General features: G+C 72.4%; 12 protein-coding genes and 1 riboswitch. Of the genes, 4 read left to right on the top strand and 8 right to left on the bottom strand.

What is annotated here, in order from left to right:
* Positions 1–63: 63 nt before the first annotated feature.
* The 3 genes from glyA to gcvT all read right to left on the bottom strand — a co-directional run bounded on the left by glyA (position 64) and on the right by gcvT (position 2,988).
* Entirely contained in the window at positions 64–1,332 is a 1,269-nt protein-coding gene (gene glyA / locus NOSIN_RS02145) for a serine hydroxymethyltransferase (protein ID WP_077689125.1), read from the bottom strand.
* Positions 1,333–1,339: 7 nt separating this feature from the next.
* On the bottom strand, positions 1,340–1,720 hold the full coding sequence (gcvH, locus tag NOSIN_RS02150; RefSeq protein WP_077689126.1) for a glycine cleavage system protein GcvH: 381 nt from the start codon (positions 1,718–1,720) through the stop codon (positions 1,340–1,342).
* A gap of 155 nt (positions 1,721–1,875) precedes the next feature.
* A complete protein-coding gene (gene gcvT / locus NOSIN_RS02155; protein WP_077689127.1) occupies positions 1,876–2,988 on the bottom strand; it encodes a glycine cleavage system aminomethyltransferase GcvT in 1,113 nt (370 codons plus the stop codon).
* A 145-nt stretch (positions 2,989–3,133) separates the two neighbouring features.
* A riboswitch (glycine riboswitch) is annotated at positions 3,134–3,236 on the bottom strand.
* Positions 3,237–3,664: 428 nt separating this feature from the next.
* Between gcvT and blaOXA the strand changes: the two genes are divergently transcribed.
* Complete coding sequence (blaOXA, locus tag NOSIN_RS02160) at positions 3,665–4,465, top strand: class D beta-lactamase (RefSeq protein WP_375539656.1); 801 nt, start codon at positions 3,665–3,667, stop codon at positions 4,463–4,465.
* Positions 4,466–4,561: 96 nt separating this feature from the next.
* Here the strand turns inward: blaOXA and NOSIN_RS02165 are convergent, their stop codons facing one another.
* The gene (locus NOSIN_RS02165; protein WP_077689129.1) at positions 4,562–5,623 is read right to left on the bottom strand and encodes a 3-deoxy-7-phosphoheptulonate synthase; all 1,062 of its coding nucleotides are present in this window, start codon (positions 5,621–5,623) and stop codon (positions 4,562–4,564) included.
* 255 nt (positions 5,624–5,878) lie between these two features.
* Positions 5,879–7,597 carry an AMP-binding protein gene (locus NOSIN_RS02170; protein WP_077689130.1) on the bottom strand — a complete coding sequence of 573 codons (1,719 nt, stop codon included), beginning with the start codon at positions 7,595–7,597 and terminating at the stop codon, positions 5,879–5,881.
* Positions 7,598–7,815: 218 nt separating this feature from the next.
* Here NOSIN_RS02170 and NOSIN_RS02175 point away from each other — a divergent pair, with 218 nt between their 5' ends.
* Together NOSIN_RS02175 and pip are read left to right on the top strand one after the other, a co-directional pair.
* Positions 7,816–8,703 (top strand): DUF4429 domain-containing protein, encoded by an 888-nt coding sequence (locus tag NOSIN_RS02175; protein WP_077689131.1) that lies wholly within the window; start codon positions 7,816–7,818, stop codon positions 8,701–8,703.
* Positions 8,704–9,001: 298 nt separating this feature from the next.
* On the top strand, positions 9,002–9,958 hold the full coding sequence (gene pip, locus NOSIN_RS02180) for a prolyl aminopeptidase (protein ID WP_077689132.1): 957 nt from the start codon (positions 9,002–9,004) through the stop codon (positions 9,956–9,958).
* A gap of 120 nt (positions 9,959–10,078) precedes the next feature.
* On the opposite strand, the gene NOSIN_RS27960 is transcribed toward pip, so the two are convergent.
* Entirely contained in the window at positions 10,079–12,313 is a 2,235-nt protein-coding gene (locus NOSIN_RS27960; RefSeq protein ID WP_269087583.1) for a DUF4153 domain-containing protein, read from the bottom strand.
* A 294-nt stretch (positions 12,314–12,607) separates the two neighbouring features.
* On the opposite strand from NOSIN_RS27960, the gene NOSIN_RS02190 reads away from it, so the two are divergent.
* The gene (locus NOSIN_RS02190; RefSeq protein ID WP_077693351.1) at positions 12,608–12,799 is read left to right on the top strand and encodes a ferredoxin; all 192 of its coding nucleotides are present in this window, start codon (positions 12,608–12,610) and stop codon (positions 12,797–12,799) included.
* On the opposite strand, the gene NOSIN_RS02195 is transcribed toward NOSIN_RS02190, so the two are convergent.
* Entirely contained in the window at positions 12,783–14,051 is a 1,269-nt protein-coding gene (locus NOSIN_RS02195; protein ID WP_077693352.1) for an NAD(P)/FAD-dependent oxidoreductase, read from the bottom strand. The two genes, NOSIN_RS02190 and NOSIN_RS02195, sit on opposite strands and share 17 nt — an antisense overlap.
* A gap of 44 nt (positions 14,052–14,095) precedes the next feature.
* Positions 14,096–15,058 (bottom strand): asparaginase, encoded by a 963-nt coding sequence (locus tag NOSIN_RS02200; RefSeq protein ID WP_077689133.1) that lies wholly within the window; start codon positions 15,056–15,058, stop codon positions 14,096–14,098.
* Between the last annotated feature and the right edge of the window lie 4 nt (positions 15,059–15,062).

A 15,062-nucleotide genomic window follows, 5' to 3' on the forward strand; every position in this document is an offset into this window, starting at 1 on the left:
CTCCTCGTTGAGTACAGGGCCGTGTGACGCCGTGCGGGGCACCGGGCCCCGCACGGCGGAGCTCTACAGGTTCGGGTAGAGCGGGTACTTCGCGGTCAGCGCCTGCACGCGGCCGCGCAGGGCGGCCGCGTCGAACTCCGGCTTGAGCGCCTCGGCGATGACGTCCGCGACCTCGGCGAAGTCCTCGTCGCCGAAACCGCGGGTGGCCAGCGCTGGGGTGCCGATCCGCAGGCCGGAGGTGACCATCGGCGGACGCGGGTCGTTGGGCACCGCGTTGCGGTTGACCGTGATCCCGACCGAGTGCAGGCGGTCCTCGGCCTCCTTGCCGTTGAGCTCGGAGCCGACCAGGTCCACCAGGACCAGGTGCACGTCCGTGCCCCCGGTGAGCACCTTCACGCCGGCCTCGGCCGTGTCCGGGCGGGTCAGGCGCTCGGCTAGCAGCTTGGCGCCGGAGACGGTGCGCCGCTGGCGGTCGGCGAACTCCTCGCCCGCCGCGACCCTGAGCGAGACCGCCTTGGCCGCGATCACGTGCTCCAGCGGTCCGCCCTGCATGCCGGGGAACACCGCGGAGTTGATCTTCTTGCCGTACTCCGCCTTGGCCAGGATCATGCCGCCGCGCGGACCGCCCAGGGTCTTGTGCGTGGTGGTGGTGACCACGTCGGCGTGCGGCACCGGGTTGGGGTGCAGCCCCGCCGCGACCAGGCCGGCGAAGTGCGCCATGTCCACCATCAGCAGGGCGCCGACCGAGTCGGCGATCTTGCGGAAGCGGGCGAAGTCCAACTGGCGCGGGTAGGCCGACCACCCGGCGACGATCATCTTCGGCCGGTGCTCCTCGGCGAGCGCCTCGATCTCGTCGTAGTCGACGGTGCCGTCCTCGTCGCGCACGTGGTAGGCCACCGCGTTGAGGATCTTGCCGGAGTAGTTGATCTTCATGCCGTGGGTCAGGTGGCCGCCGTGGGCCAGGTCCAGGCCCAGGATGGTGTCACCCGGCTTGAGCAGCGCGAAGTACACGGCCGTGTTGGCCTGTGCGCCCGAGTGCGGCTGCACGTTCGCGTGCTCGGCGCCGAACAGCGCCTTGGCGCGGTCGATCGCGAGCTGTTCGACGACGTCGACGTGCTCGCACCCGCCGTAGTAGCGGCGGCCGGGATAGCCCTCCGCGTACTTGTTGGTCAGGACGGTGCCCTGCGCCTCGATGACCGCCTGGGGAGCGAAGTTCTCCGAGGCGATCATCTCCAGGGTGTCGCGCTGGCGGGCCAGCTCCGCGTCGACCGCGGCCGACACCTCGGGGTCCAGTTCGCCCAGCGTCTGGTTGAGCGTGTTGTCAGTAGCCATCGGGGGCCTACTCCTCGCCTTCGGTCAGCTTGGTGTACTCCTCGGCGGAGAGCAGATCGGAGGGCTCCTCGGAGACACGGGCCCTGAACAGCCACCCGGTCCCGAAGGGATCGGAGTTGACCGACTCGGGCGCGTCTTCGAGGGCCTCGTTGACCTCGACGACCTCGCCGCTGACGGGTGAGTAGATGTCGCTGACGGACTTGGTGGACTCCACCTCGCCGCACGGCTCGCCCGCGGACACCTCGCTGCCGACCTCGGGCGCCTCGACGAAGACGATGTCGCCCAGGGACTCGGCGGCGAACGAGGTGATCCCGACGGTGGCGACTCCGTCCTCGATCACGACCCACTCGTGTTTGGCGGTGTAACCCAGCTCCGTGGGAACGCTCACTTCAACTCTCCTTGGAGGTGTTCCATTTTCCTGCCGCGCGCCCGCAGGCTGCCCGGCCCGGCCTACGCCCGGTCACGCCCCGTGCGTGCTGGTCCCTCTGTGGTGGGATCCCGCCGCGGGGCGCATGGGCCTTCGGGGTGTGAAGGCCCCCTGCTCTACGGCTGCCGCTTGTAGAACGGCAGTTCGACCACGTCGACGTCCTCGCCCCGTCCGCGCACGTCCACGGTGAACGCGCCGGTCGAGGTGTCGAGGTCGCCGTCCACGTAGGCCATGGCGATGGGGCGGCCCAGGGTGGGGGAGGGCGCGCCGCTGGTGGTGGTTCCGACGACCGCGCCGTCGCGCAGGACGTCCTGGCCCCTGCGCAGCGGGCGGCGCCCGCGCGCGACGAGGCCGATGAGGCGGCGGGGACGGGAAGTGCGCGAGGCCTCCTCCAGGGCCGTCCGGCCCACGAAGTCGCCCTTGTCGAACTTGACCACCCGGCCCAGGCCGGCGTCGAAGGGGGTGAGGTCGGCGGTGAGCTCCTGCCCGTACAGCGGCATCCCGGCCTCCAGGCGCAGGGTGTCGCGGGCCGAGAGCCCGGCGGGCACGAGGCCGTGCCTCCTCCCCTCGGCCATGAGGGCGTCCCACACCTTCGGGGCCTTCGTCGCGGGGTTGAGGAAGATCTCGAAGCCGTCCTCACCGGTGTAGCCGGTGCGGGCGAGCAGGACGGGCTCGCCGGCGACGGTGTGCTCGTACCCGGCGTAGTAGCGGATGTCGTCCAGGTTCGCGTCGGTCAGCGGCGCCAGGACGTCCACGGCGCGCGGGCCCTGAAGGGCGATCAGGGCGTGGTCGGCGGACTCGTCGGCGACCTCGGTGTCGAAGCCGGAGGCCCGCTCGGCCAGGGCGGAGGCCACGACCGGCATGTTGACGGCGTTGGCCACGACGAGGTACTCCTCCTCGCCCAGCCGGTAGACGATGAGGTCGTCCAGGACCCCGCCGTCCTCGCCGGTGATCATGGTGTACCGGGCCCGGCCGACCTTGACCCGGGACAGGTGTCCCACGAGGGCGTGGTCCAGGGCGTCGGCGGCCTGCGGACCGGTCAGCCGGATCTCGCCCATGTGGGAGAGGTCGAACAGGCCTGCGGCCTCGCGCACCGCCTTGTGCTCGGCGGTCTCGCTGCCGTAGCGCAGCGGCATGAGCCATCCGGCGAAGTCGACGAGGGTGGCACCGGCCTTCTCGTGGACCTCGCGCAGCGTTGTGGAGCGCGGCGCGGATGCGGGCTCTGACATGGGCACTCCCGAGAGGATGGGCGTCGTGACGTGAGTGGCGTTGCCATCCTCCCCCTCTGTCATCGGTGCCTGAGAGCTTCGCCACGCGCTCGGCGCGGCTTGCACCTTCGGCGAGGGACGGCCCGTCCCTGCTTTCCAGAGTGGTCTCGCCCGTACGGTCCACTGTGCCTGAGAGGTTGTCTTCGGGGAGGAATTGCTCCTTCGGCGGCCTCACGCTGGATACGCGGGCACTCTCCCGTACGGGGTCAGCAACACGTTCAGCCTAGCAGCGGCCGCACACGGCCCCAAGGGTGCCCGTGGATGCCCGCGGCGGGGTCGCGGGACCGCCGCACGGGCCCCGCGACGGGGCCGCCGCTCAGCGCGCCCGTGTCCGGCGCCCCGCGAAAGTCCGTGCCGACACCCTGCCGAACCCGCTGCCCCGGAGGGGCCGGAAGGTTAGCGTGAGCCGGAGACGGGCTTTCGGCGCGTGGAGGGATGGCCAGTGCGAACCGACATCGAGCACAGGGCCCGGAGGAGGCGCGCGGCGGCGTCCGGCCTGCCCGCGCTGGCCGCCGGATGCGTTCTCACCCTGGTCGCGGGGACCGGGTGCGCCGGGGACGGGCCGGGCGGCGGCCCCCGGGGCGCGGAGGAGACGGCCGGGGTCGCCGGGCAGGGCGCGGAGAACGGCGTCCGGCCCCTGACCCGGGGCGACGTGGCCACCGAGGAGCGCGAGGACCTGGAGGCGGCGTTCTCCGAGGAGGGGGTCGAGGGCACCTTCGTGCTCTACGACGTGCGGAGGCGGACGGCGGTCGTGGTCGGGCCGGAGGAGGCCCGCGAGCGCGCGGTGCCCGCGTCCACCTTCAAGCTCGCCAACACCCTGATCGGGTTGCAGACGGGCGCGGTCGAGGACGTGGACGAGGTACTGCCCTACGGCGGCGAACCGCAGCCGGTCTCCGCGTGGGAGCGGGACATGTCCCTGCGCGAGGCCCTGCCCGCCTCGAACGTCCCCGTGTACCAGGAGCTGGCGCGCAGGGTCGGGCACCAGCGGATGGCGACGTGGGTGGACCGGTTCGGCTACGGCAACCGGTCGGTGGGCGGCGCGGACTCGGTGGACCGGTTCTGGCTGGAGGGCCCGCTGGAGATCTCCGCCATGGAGCAGACCTCCTTCCTGGCCGGCCTGGCCCTCGCCGACCTGCCCGTGGACACCGGGCACCAGCAGGCGCTCCACGAGATCGCCGAGGTGGAGGAGGGCGACGGCTACACCCTGTACGCCAAGAGCGGCTGGGGCCGGGGCGCCGACTCCGCTCCCGGCTGGTGGGTGGGCTGGGTGGAGCGCGGTGAGGACGTGTACACGTTCGCGCTGCGCGTCGAGGTGGAGGAGGACGGGGACGCCGGGCTGCGGGAGCCGCTGGCCAGGGAGATGCTCGTGGAACTGGAGGCACTGCCCCCGGAGGCGCGGCCCTCCGAGGCGCCGCCCGCGGAGACCGCGGGGGAGTGACCCCCGGAGTACCGTTCCGGGCCGCCGGTGGGCGGCCCGGAACGGTACCCGGCCTCAGGGTCTCGGCCTCGCCGGCCCGGCTTCGGTGCCTCGGCCTCAGGCCGCGTTCTTGCGGCGCCGGCGCACGGCCTCGGCCAGTTGGGAGAGCACCTCGCCGGTGGTCTCCCAGCCCATGCACTTGTCGGTGATCGACTGGCCGTAGGTCAGGTCGGCGGGGTCGCCCAGCTTCTGGGCGCCCTCGACGATGAAGCTCTCCAGCATGACGCCGATGACGCCCTTCTGGCCCTCGGCGACCTGGGCGGCGATCGAGGCCGCCACACCGGGCTGGCGGGTGTGGTCCTTGCCGCTGTTGGCGTGGCTGGCGTCGATCATCAGGCGGCGGGGCAGCCCGGAGCCCTCGATGACGTCCAGGGCCGCGTTGACCGGCTCGGCGCCGAAGTTGGGGCCGCTGCGGCCGCCGCGCAGGATGACGTGGCAGTCCGGGTTGCCGTCGGTCACGACCACGGAACCCGCTCCGGCGGTGTCGATCCCGAAGAAGGTGTGCGATGCGGAGGCCGCGCCGACGGCGTCCACGGCCACCTGCACGTCGCCGTCCGTGCCGTTCTTGAAGCCCACGGGCGTGCTCAGGCCGCTGCTCAGCTGGCGGTGCACCTGGCTCTCCGTGGTGCGCGCACCGATGGCGCCCCAGGAGACGACGTCGGCGATGTACTGGGGGGTGATGGGGTCGAGGAACTCGGTCCCGGCGGGCAGCCCCAGCGAGTTGATGTCCAGCAGGAGCTTGCGCGCGGTGCGCAGGCCGCGGTGCACGTCGTAGGTGTCGTCCAGGCCGGGGTCGTTGATCAGGCCCTTCCACCCCACGGTGGTGCGCGGCTTCTCGAAGTACACGCGCATCACGACGCACAGCTCCTCGCGCAGGGAGGGCACCAGCTCGGCCAGGCGGCGTGCGTAGTCCATGGCGGACTCGGGGTCGTGCACCGAACAGGGGCCCACGACGACCAGCAGGCGGTCGTCCTCGCCGTCCAGTACGCGCTTGACCTCGGCGCGCGAGTCCTCCACCAGGGAACTGCGCTCGGGACCCAGCGGGAGCTCGGCCAGCAGGTCCCGGGGGGCGATGAGCGGCTTGTAACTGGCCACCCGTGTGTCGTTCGTGCTCGGCATGGTGTTCCCCTTGGGTCCCGTCTGTCCTTATTTCGCTGTCGTCACGAAAGCTGTCGCCGTGAAAACAGTAGCGCGGCCGGACACGGGCGGCGCGGCCGCACCGGGTATTTCGGCACGGCCCGCGGGATGGGAAGGACCACACCGGTTCGGCGACCGAAAAAGCGTCTCATTTCGTGAGACGCTATTTCCGCGAACCCCGTGGCAATTTCCGTCGGGACGGTCGCCGGAGCGGACGGGAGCCCGTCTCCGGCCCGGTCAGTCCCCCAGCCCCGGGAGGTCCTCCTCCCAGTACTCGTGCGGGTTGCGCGTACCGTCGGTGACCGCGCCGCGCTCGGCCTCGGCCCGGCGCAGCTGCACCCGACGAATCTTACCGGAGACGGTCTTGGGTAGCTCGGCGAACTCCAGGCGGCGCACCCTCTTGTACGGCGACAGGCGCTCGTGGGCGTGCTCCAGGATCGCCCGCGCGGTCTCGGCGTCGGGCCTCACCCCGTCGGCCGGGGCCACGTACGCCTTGGCCACCGCGAGCCGCAGCGGATCGGGTGAGGGGACGACGGCGGCCTCCGCCACGTATTCGTGTTCGACCAGAACGCTTTCGAGTTCAAATGGTGAGATCCGGTAATCTGAGGCCTTGAACACATCGTCGGATCTGCCTATATAGGTAATGTAGCCGTTCGAATCCCGACTGGCGATGTCACCGGTGCGGTAGAGGCCGCCGCGGGTTACCGACCGGGTGAGGTCGGAGTTGTCGACGTAGCCCTTCATCAGTCCCACGGGCACCTCGGTCAGATCCACGCAGACCTGCCCGGTGTCGGACGGCTCGTCGGTGGCCTGGTCCGTCAGGAGCACGTCGTACCCGGGCAGCGCCCGCCCCATCGATCCGGGTACCACCTCCTGGCCGGGGCCGTTGCCGAGCAGCATGGTCGTCTCGGTCTGCCCGAACCCGTCGCGTACGGTCACCCCCCACGCGTCGCGGATCCGCTCCACCACGTCGGCGTTGAGCGGCTCGCCGGTGGCCACCGCCTCGCGCAGCCCCACGTCCCACGTGGCCGGGTCGGCCTGTAGGAGCATCCGCCACACCGTGGGCGGCGCGCACAGGACGTCCACCCCGCAGCGCACCACCTCCTCCAGCAGCCGCCCGGCGTCGAAACGCTCCTGGTTGACCACCAGCACCGTCGCCTCGGCGTTCCAGGGCGCGAACACGCTGCTGTAGGCGTGCTTGGCCCAGCCGGGCGCGGACACGTTCAGGTGGACGTCGCCCGGCTGCACACCCAGCCAGTACATGGTCGACAGGTGTCCCACCGGATACGAGCACTGGGTGTGGGTGACCAGCTTCGGCCAGGAGGCCGTCCCGGAGGTGAAGTACTGCAACAGGGGGTCGTCGGGATGGGTGGGGTGCGGCGGGCGAAAGTCCAGTCCGGCGTGCTCGGACTCGGCGTAGTTCAGCCACCCCTCCATGTAGCCCACGCAGATCCGCGTCCAGTGTCCCCGCAGCGACGCGAACTTCTCCGTCTCGGCCGCCGCGCAGACCACGTGCGCGATGTAGCCGCGCTCCAGCCGGTCCAGCAGGTCGTTCTCGGACAGGGCGGTGGCGGTCGGGGCGACCACGGCGCCGAGCTTGACCGCGGCGAGCAGGGTCTCCCACAGCTCCACCTGGTTGCCCAGCATCAGCATGATCCGGTCGCCCGCGTGCACACCCTGGTTGCTCAGCCAGTTCGCCACCTGGTTGGAGCGCTCCGACATCTGCCGGTAGGTGTGCCTGGCCTGGCTGCCGTCCTCCTCCACGATCCACAGCGCGGTCCGGTCCGGACGCCGCTCGGCCACCTCGTCGAAGTAGTCCAGTGCCCAGTTGAACCGGTCCGACCGGGGCCAGGCGAACTCCTGGTGCGCCCTCTCCTGGTCCTCGCGGTGCCTCAGGAGCAGGTCCCGTGCGGCGAGGAACTCCGCCGCACCCGCGGCGGCCTTCTCTCTCGACATCTCTGGCGACCTCCGGTTCGGGGACGGGGAGCCGACCGCACTGTCCGCCGACTCCGCCCGAAAAGGGGCGGATGAGGCAGGTGTGCCCCGTTGGTCCTACCCGGGATGCGCGACCGTGACGCCTCGCCGGGACGGCCTCCGGTCCGCCGGCCAGCGGTCCCAGGAGCGCCGTCCAGCGGTCTCCTGCGCCGATCCGCCTGGCCCTAGGATTGGTGCACATGGAGGAACTTCGCGGACACCACGGAACCTGGCGGATCGACGACGAGACGATACGTATCCGTTTCGGCTCCGGCCGCAAGGTGCCCACCCTGCTCAAGTCCCTGGGCGGCTGCTCGGTCCCGATGGCCGCCGTCCGCGAGGTCGACTTCGACCCGGGTGGCCGCAAGCAGGGGTGGCGGCTGCGGCTACGGCTGGCGGAGGGCACCGACCCCTACGCGGCCCTGGGCGTCCCCGGCCGGGACGGGCTCACCCCGCTGCTGCTCACCGGGCCGCACGAGGGGGAGCTCCTCGCCGAGTACTTCGCCGAGCAGATCGTCGCCTCCGCCCGCCTCGCCCGGGAGACCCTCACCGAGGAACTCGACCCGCGCGAGGTGACCAGGGGGCTGGTGGCCCGCCCCCCGCTCCAGGTGCGCACCGCCGAGGGGTCGGCGTCCTTCGACGGGACCCGGGTGCGCCTGCAGTGGGACGGCTGGCTCGCCAGCACGGTCAAGGAGAAGGAGAAGTCCCGCGACTACCAGTTGTCCGAGATCGAGTCCGCCCAGTGGTACCCGCCGGTCGACATCACCGAGGGGTACCTGCGGATCGTGCTGCGCGGCGTGACCATCCCCGAGGCCACCGCGCTGGACAACGACCTCTTCACGCTGGCCTCGCACGGCTCCAAGGGCAGCGAGGAGACCCTGCTGATGGCGGCCACCGTCAACGCCCACGTCGCAGCGGCGGAGGAGCCGCGGGCGGAGGTCGCCGCGCTCGGAGCGGGGACGGCGGCCGACGACGGCGGCGAGGCGATCTTCTCCACGATCCGCGAGCTGGGGCGCCTGCACGCCGAGGGACTGCTCACCGACGAGGAGTTCAGCGCCAAGAAGGCCCAGCTCCTCGACCGGCTCTGACGGTTTCTCCGCGTGCCCTCAAGCCCGCCCGTCGCCCTCCGCCACCCTCGACGGTCGGCCTCGGCCGCAGTACCCCACGAAGGGCTCGGGGCACGGAGGACCGGCGTTCTCCGCCGCCGCCTTCGCCTGTCGTCCGTGCCCGCGCGGCCGCCCTCCGCCACCATCAGCGAACGCCTGCGGCGCGGCACCTCTCCACACCCGGCTCCTCCCGCGGAACCCGGTACACCCCTCACGTCCGCTTCCCACGTCTCCACCGGGGAACGCCCGGGGAGGACACGACCACGAAAGGCCTCAAGCTTTGCGTACCCTGTACCCGCCCATCGAGCCCTACGACTCGGGGATGCTCGACGTCGGAGACGGACACAGCGTCTACTGGGAACTGTGCGGCAACCCCGCCGGCAAGCCGGTGGTGTTCCTGCACGGCGGCCCCGGCGGCGGCTGCAACCCCGAACAGCGCAGGCTCTTCGACCCTGAGCGGTACCGGATCCTACTGTTCGACCAGCGCAACTGCGGCCGCTCCACCCCGCACGCCAGCCGCATGGACACCGACCTGTCCACCAACACCACGTGGACACTGGTGGAGGACATGGAGCGGCTGCGCGAGATGACCGGCGCCGAGACCTGGCAGGTCTTCGGAGGCTCCTGGGGAAGCTGCCTGGCGCTGGCCTACGCCCAGCTCCACCCCGACCGGGTCAGCGAGCTCGTCCTGCGCGGCATCTTCACCCTGCGCGAGGAGGAACTCGCCTGGTTCTACCAGCACGGTGCGTCCATGCTCTTCCCGGACCTGTGGGAGGAGTACCTGGCGCCGATCCCGGAGGAGGAGCGCGACGACCTGGTCGCCGCCTACGCCCGCCGCCTCGCCTCGCCCGACCGCGGCGTGCGCCTGGAGGCGGCCCGCGCGTGGAGCGTGTGGGAGGGGTCCACGGTCACCCTGCTGCCCAACGAGGAGCTGCGCGAGCACCACGCGGGCGAGGACTACGCGCTGGCCTTCGCGCGCATCGAGAACCACTACTTCCACAACCGCGGTTTCCTCACCCCGGACCAGCTCATCGACGGGGCGGAGAAGATCCGGCACATCCCCGGCGTGATCGTGCAGGGCCGCTACGACGTGTGCACCCCGGCCCACACCGCCTACCAGTTGCACAAGGCGTGGCCGGAAGCGGAGTTCCACCTCGTGGACGACGCCGGGCACGCGTTCAGCGAACCCGGCATCCTGCACCACCTGATCGAGGCGACCGACCGCTTCGCGCGGTAGCGGGACCGGTCCCGGAGGGCGCGGTGACGCGCCCTCCGGGATGCCCGTACCGTCCCTCGACCGCCGGCACCGCGGTCGCGCGGGACCGTCGCCGGCGGGGCGGCATCCACCGCACACGCCCTAGTAGTCGTCCCGGGGCCGCGGTTCGGGCGCGGTGTCGAACTCGGGGGAGCAGTCCAGGTGCGCCTGGCCGCCGACGTCGAACAGACCCAGCTCGTCCAGTTGCCGGTACCCCAGGTGGCGGGACAGGTTCCACGACGCGAGGTCCGTGTCCTCCAGGTCCTCCACACGGTCCTGGAAGCCCAGCAGCGCGCAGTCGCGGTCGTCGCCCTCCAGCCCCATCAGCCCGGGGATCGCGTCGGTGGACAGGTCGCGCAGGTACCAGGTGTCGACCACGGCCAGGTCCAGGTCGTGGTGGCTCTCGGCGATGCGCAGGTCGGGGTTGCCGTAGGCGAACACGGCCAGGGCGACTCCGGAGAGGGCGACCGCGGCCCTGGGCAGCCAGGCCGCCGACCGGCCCAGGGTGTTGAGGATGCCCGCCGCGACCACGAGGCCGAACACCCCGGCGCTCCACAGGATCCACGCCTCGGCGCCGGCCCGCATCCGGGTCAGGCCGAAGACGTCGATGTAGAGCTGTAGGCGCATCATCGCCGAGGCGAGGATGACCAGGGTGAGCACGCACAGCAGCCCGAGCAGGGCGTTGCGCAGGGTGCGGGTGGCGGTCGGCCGGGACGGCAGGACGCGCACGGCCACCGCGATGACGCACAGGACCAGCACGCTGACCACGACCAGTTGGAAGAAGCCCTGGCGGGCGTACTCGGCGTAGGTGACCCCCGCGACGCGCTGGACGTGGTCCTCGCCGCCGAACATGGCGACGGCCTGCACCGCGAGGAAGGCGGTGAACAGCAGGACCAGGGCGCTGAGCGGGATCGTCCACACCCACACCGGCAGGGGCGTCCGGTCGGAGTCGGTGACCGCGGGGCCGGGGTGGGGAACGAGCCTCGGCGCGTGGCGGCGGCGGGCGGCCAGGACCGCGGAGCCGGTGAAGAGGGCGGCCACCACCATGGCGAACAGGTCGCCGATCGGGTTGAACGCTTCGGGTCCCAGGAACAGTCCGGAGAGGATCCGGTCCAGGTAGCCGGCGAACACCGCGTCGGCGAAGGCGAACAGCAGGCCGAAGACGAACAGCAGGACGACCGTGGACAGCACGGTGAGCACGACCGGCCCGACCAGGTGGCGAAACCGTGCACCGCGCAGCGGCCCGGTCAGGAACCGGGGCGTGGAGGGCAGGTTGCGCAGCAGGGCGAGGGCGCCGGTGAGGACGCCGACCGCGCCCTGGCGCGATGCGGGGTTGCGCACGGCGAAGGCGAGCGAGGCGAGGAGGAAGGACGCGGTCAGCGTCCAGACGAGCACCCAGCCCGCGTCGCGGAGCGCCGCCGTGCACAGCAGGGCGGCGGCGAGCACACCGTAGACGGCCGACCAGGTGTAGGAGTAGCGGTCGGGTCCGGGCGCGGGGGCCGTGTCGGTGCTCCACAGGGGTGGTACCCCGGTGGAGCCGGAGGAGGCGGTGCCGGACTCCGCCGCTCCGGTGGGTTCGCCGGTTCCGGCGCCGCCGGTCTCCACGGGTCCGGAGGAGGCGGTGCCGGTGGAACCGCCGTCCCCGTGCGCCGCGGCCTCGGCCTTCGGCTCCCCGCGTGAAGCCCCGTCCGGAGCCTCGCCCGAGACACTGTCGTCCTCGGACCTCCCACCGTCTCCGGCGGCCTCGGAGCCGGTCCCGGCCTCGGTCCCGGCCTCCGCGTCGTCGGAGGCCTCTCCGGGCCGCGGCGCTCCGCCGTCCTCCGCCCTCTCGGCGGGACCGCTCTCCACGGTCGCGGGAAGGGCGCGGCCGTCTCCGGCTCCGGAGCCCCCGGACTCCTGTTCCCTCCCCTCCTCCACGCCGCTCTCGGGGATGGCGGGGCGCACCACGAGTGCGGCGAACGCCGTCAGCCCGGCGACCACGCCGGTGACGACCAGGCCGATCCCCGGCCGGTCGAACGTGGCCAGCAGCGCGGCCACCACGCCGACGCCGAGCACGGCGACCGGCAGCCACGCGGGCGCCCGGGGCAGCGGCACCCGGGACCTGGGCGGCTGGTGGTACATCTGCTGGTACTGCTGCGCGTAGGGCAGGTGCCCGGGCGGGGGGCCGTACTGGTGCGGGCCGTGCCGGCGCGGGTCGTACTGGTGCGGGCTCGGCGGACCCGGGGGAGGGCCGAACGCTCCAGGTGGTCCCGACGGGCCGGATGGTCTCGGGGGTTCCGGGGCGGATCCCCTCGTCGGCGGTTCCCCGGAACCCGTGGCGGTCTCGTTCTCGCTCACCTCACGTACCTTTCCCGACGGCACCGTGGGAGTTGGGGTTCGGTGCCGTCGGGAGTGTGACAGCGCTCGACCGCCGAGGGTTCACATGATGGCTGTTTTGTTACTGAACACGAAGTTTCGGGTGGTGTGCGAAAACCCTGCGCCGCCGGACTTCTGGCCGGTGCGGTGCCCGGAACGGTTCACCGGCACACCGGCCGCGCGGCGGGAGGAGGACCCGTCCGCGTGCCGGCGACGTTCGCGGCCGGAAGGCTAGGGTCGTGCTGACACAGCCTTCCGCGTGAGGAGCCGATGACGATGCGAGTCCAGGTCGACTACGACCAGTGCGAGAGCAACGCCCTGTGCATGGCCGCGGCCCCGGAGGTGTTCGAGGTCCGCGACGACGACTTCCTCTACCTGCTCACCGAGGAGCCCGCCGCCGGGTCCCACGAGCGCGTCCGCCAGGCCGAGCGCATGTGCCCCAAGCGGGCCATCACCGTGCTGGAGTGACCCCCGCCGCCTCCAGGGCCTCGTCCCACGTCGTCGGCTTCTCCAGCAGGCCCCGGTAGCGCATCGTCCGCGGGGTGGAGCGCAGCCCCAGCACACCGGTGAGCATTCCGCCCCGGCCGAGGAAGGCCACGAACTTTCGGTCCTCGGGGGAACCGTGCACGAAGGTGACCTGATCGGCCGGGGTGCCCTGTCCCAGCAGTTGGATCTTCAGCTTGTACTGGTCCGACCAGAAGTAGGGCACCGGGGTGAAGGGCGTGCGCCCCTCCCCGCCCGCGAGCAGGTTGTGCGCGGCCGCCTCGCCCTGTTCCGCCGCGTTGGTCCAGTGCTCCAGCCGGATCCGTCCGCCGTAGCGCGGGTGCGGCCAGTTCGCGAGGTCGCCGACCGCGTACACGTCGGGCACCGACGTCGCGGAGTACTCGTCGCACGCGACCGAGCCGTCGGCCAGCAGCTCCACCCCGGACCCGCGCAGCCACTCGGTGTTCAGGTGCACGCCGATCCCGGCGACCACCAGGGAGGTCTCCACGGCGGAGCCGTCGGTCAGGCGGACGCGCTCCACCCGGCCCCGGCCCTCGTAACCGGACACGCCCACGCCCAGGCGCACGTCCACGCCGTTCTCCCGGTGCAGCTCGGTCAGGACCTCGCCGATCCGCGGATCCACCACCCGGGTCAGCGGTGTGGGAGCCGCCTCCACCAGCGTCACGTCCATGCCCACCGCGCGGGCGCTGGCCGCCACCTCGGCGCCGACGAAGCCGGCGCCGACCACCACCAGGCGGCCGCCGGATTCCAGCGCCGCCCGTACCGCCTCGGCGTCGTCCAGTGTGCGCAGGACGTGCACGCCCGCCAGGTCGGTGTCGGGGCGGCGCGCCCGCGCGCCCGTGGCGATCACCAGGCCGTCGTAGCGCACCGCCTCGACGCCGCCGGGACCGGACACGCGCACCTCGCGGGCTTCGGTGTCCAACCCCACGGCCCGGCTGCCCGGCCGGAAGTCCAGGTCGAGTCCCTCCACGGCCGCCTCGTCGCGCAGCCGCAGCGACCGGTGGCCCACCAGCCAGCCGGGACCGCCGCCGGAGGGGTCCATGCCCACACCGGTCAGGACCTCCTTGGACAGCGGCGGCCGCGAGTAGGGATGGTGCGCCTCCTCGCCGACGAGTGTCAGCCGTCCCTCGAACCCGCGTTCGCGCAGCGCCTCGGCGGTGTGCAGCCCCGCCATCCCGGCGCCGACGATGACGATGTCGTTCAGGGTGTCCCGCACGGTGGTGTCCCTTTCGGTGGTGTGGTCCCTCACGGGAGGGCTCGTCAGAGTGGGCGGACCTCGCCGACGGGGGCGCCACCTCCGTGGACGTCGACGCGCAACCGGTCCTGGACGGAGGACACGTCCACACCGAGGGTCCGCAGCGCGTCGAGTGCGACCAGGGTACGCGCGCGCTGCTCGGCGTCCCCGTCGCTGATCTTGACGGCGACGGTCTCGCCGGTGGCGGCGCCGAGCAGAAGGACGCCGTCGGCGCCGCCCTTGGCGACCAGCCCGGGCATCCGCGTCATGAGGTCGGTGTCGATACGGCCGGTGCCCGCCACGTACAGCGGGTGGGAGCTCATCGCGTCGACCACCGCGCGCTCCGGGGAGCCCCCGGGGGCGGTGCGCATCCGCCACAGGCCCCGGGCCAGCCCGGTCAGGGTGACGGCGAGCTGGGGCGCCCCGCAGCCGTCCACGGCGGTGTGCGCGACGGGCTCCTCGCACAGGTCCTCGACGGTCTCGCGTACGAGCACCTGGAAGGGGTGCCCGGGGTCGAGGTAGTCGCCGGTGCTCCACCCCTGGGCGACGCAGGCGGAGAGCATGCCCGCGTGCTTGCCGGAGCAGTTCATCAGCACGCGCTCGGGCTCACGGCCGGCGCGGACGAACTCCTCGCGGGCCTCCTTGCCGCCGGGGGAGTCGGGCGGGCAGCGCAGGTCGTCGGCGGTGAGCCCGGCGGCGGTGAGGATGCGCTCGGTCTCGGCGACGTGGAGGCCCTCGCCGCTGTGGCTGCCCGTGGCGACGGCCAGGGACGAGCCTTCCAGGGGCGCGCCCGCGCGCAGCATCGCCAGCGCCTGGAAGGGCTTGGCGGAGGAGCGCGGGAACATGGGCTGGTGCACGGGGCCGCGCGCGTAGGCGATCCGGCCGGCCGGGGACAGCCCGACGACCGCGCCGTAGTGGACGCTCTCGAGCATCCCGGACCGGACGACCTCCGCCAGGGGGACGTACTCGGGCAGCGGACTCTGGGGCATGCGG

The organism is Nocardiopsis sinuspersici (genome assembly GCF_001998325.1).
GTDB classification, from domain to species: domain Bacteria; phylum Actinomycetota; class Actinomycetes; order Streptosporangiales; family Streptosporangiaceae; genus Nocardiopsis; species Nocardiopsis sinuspersici.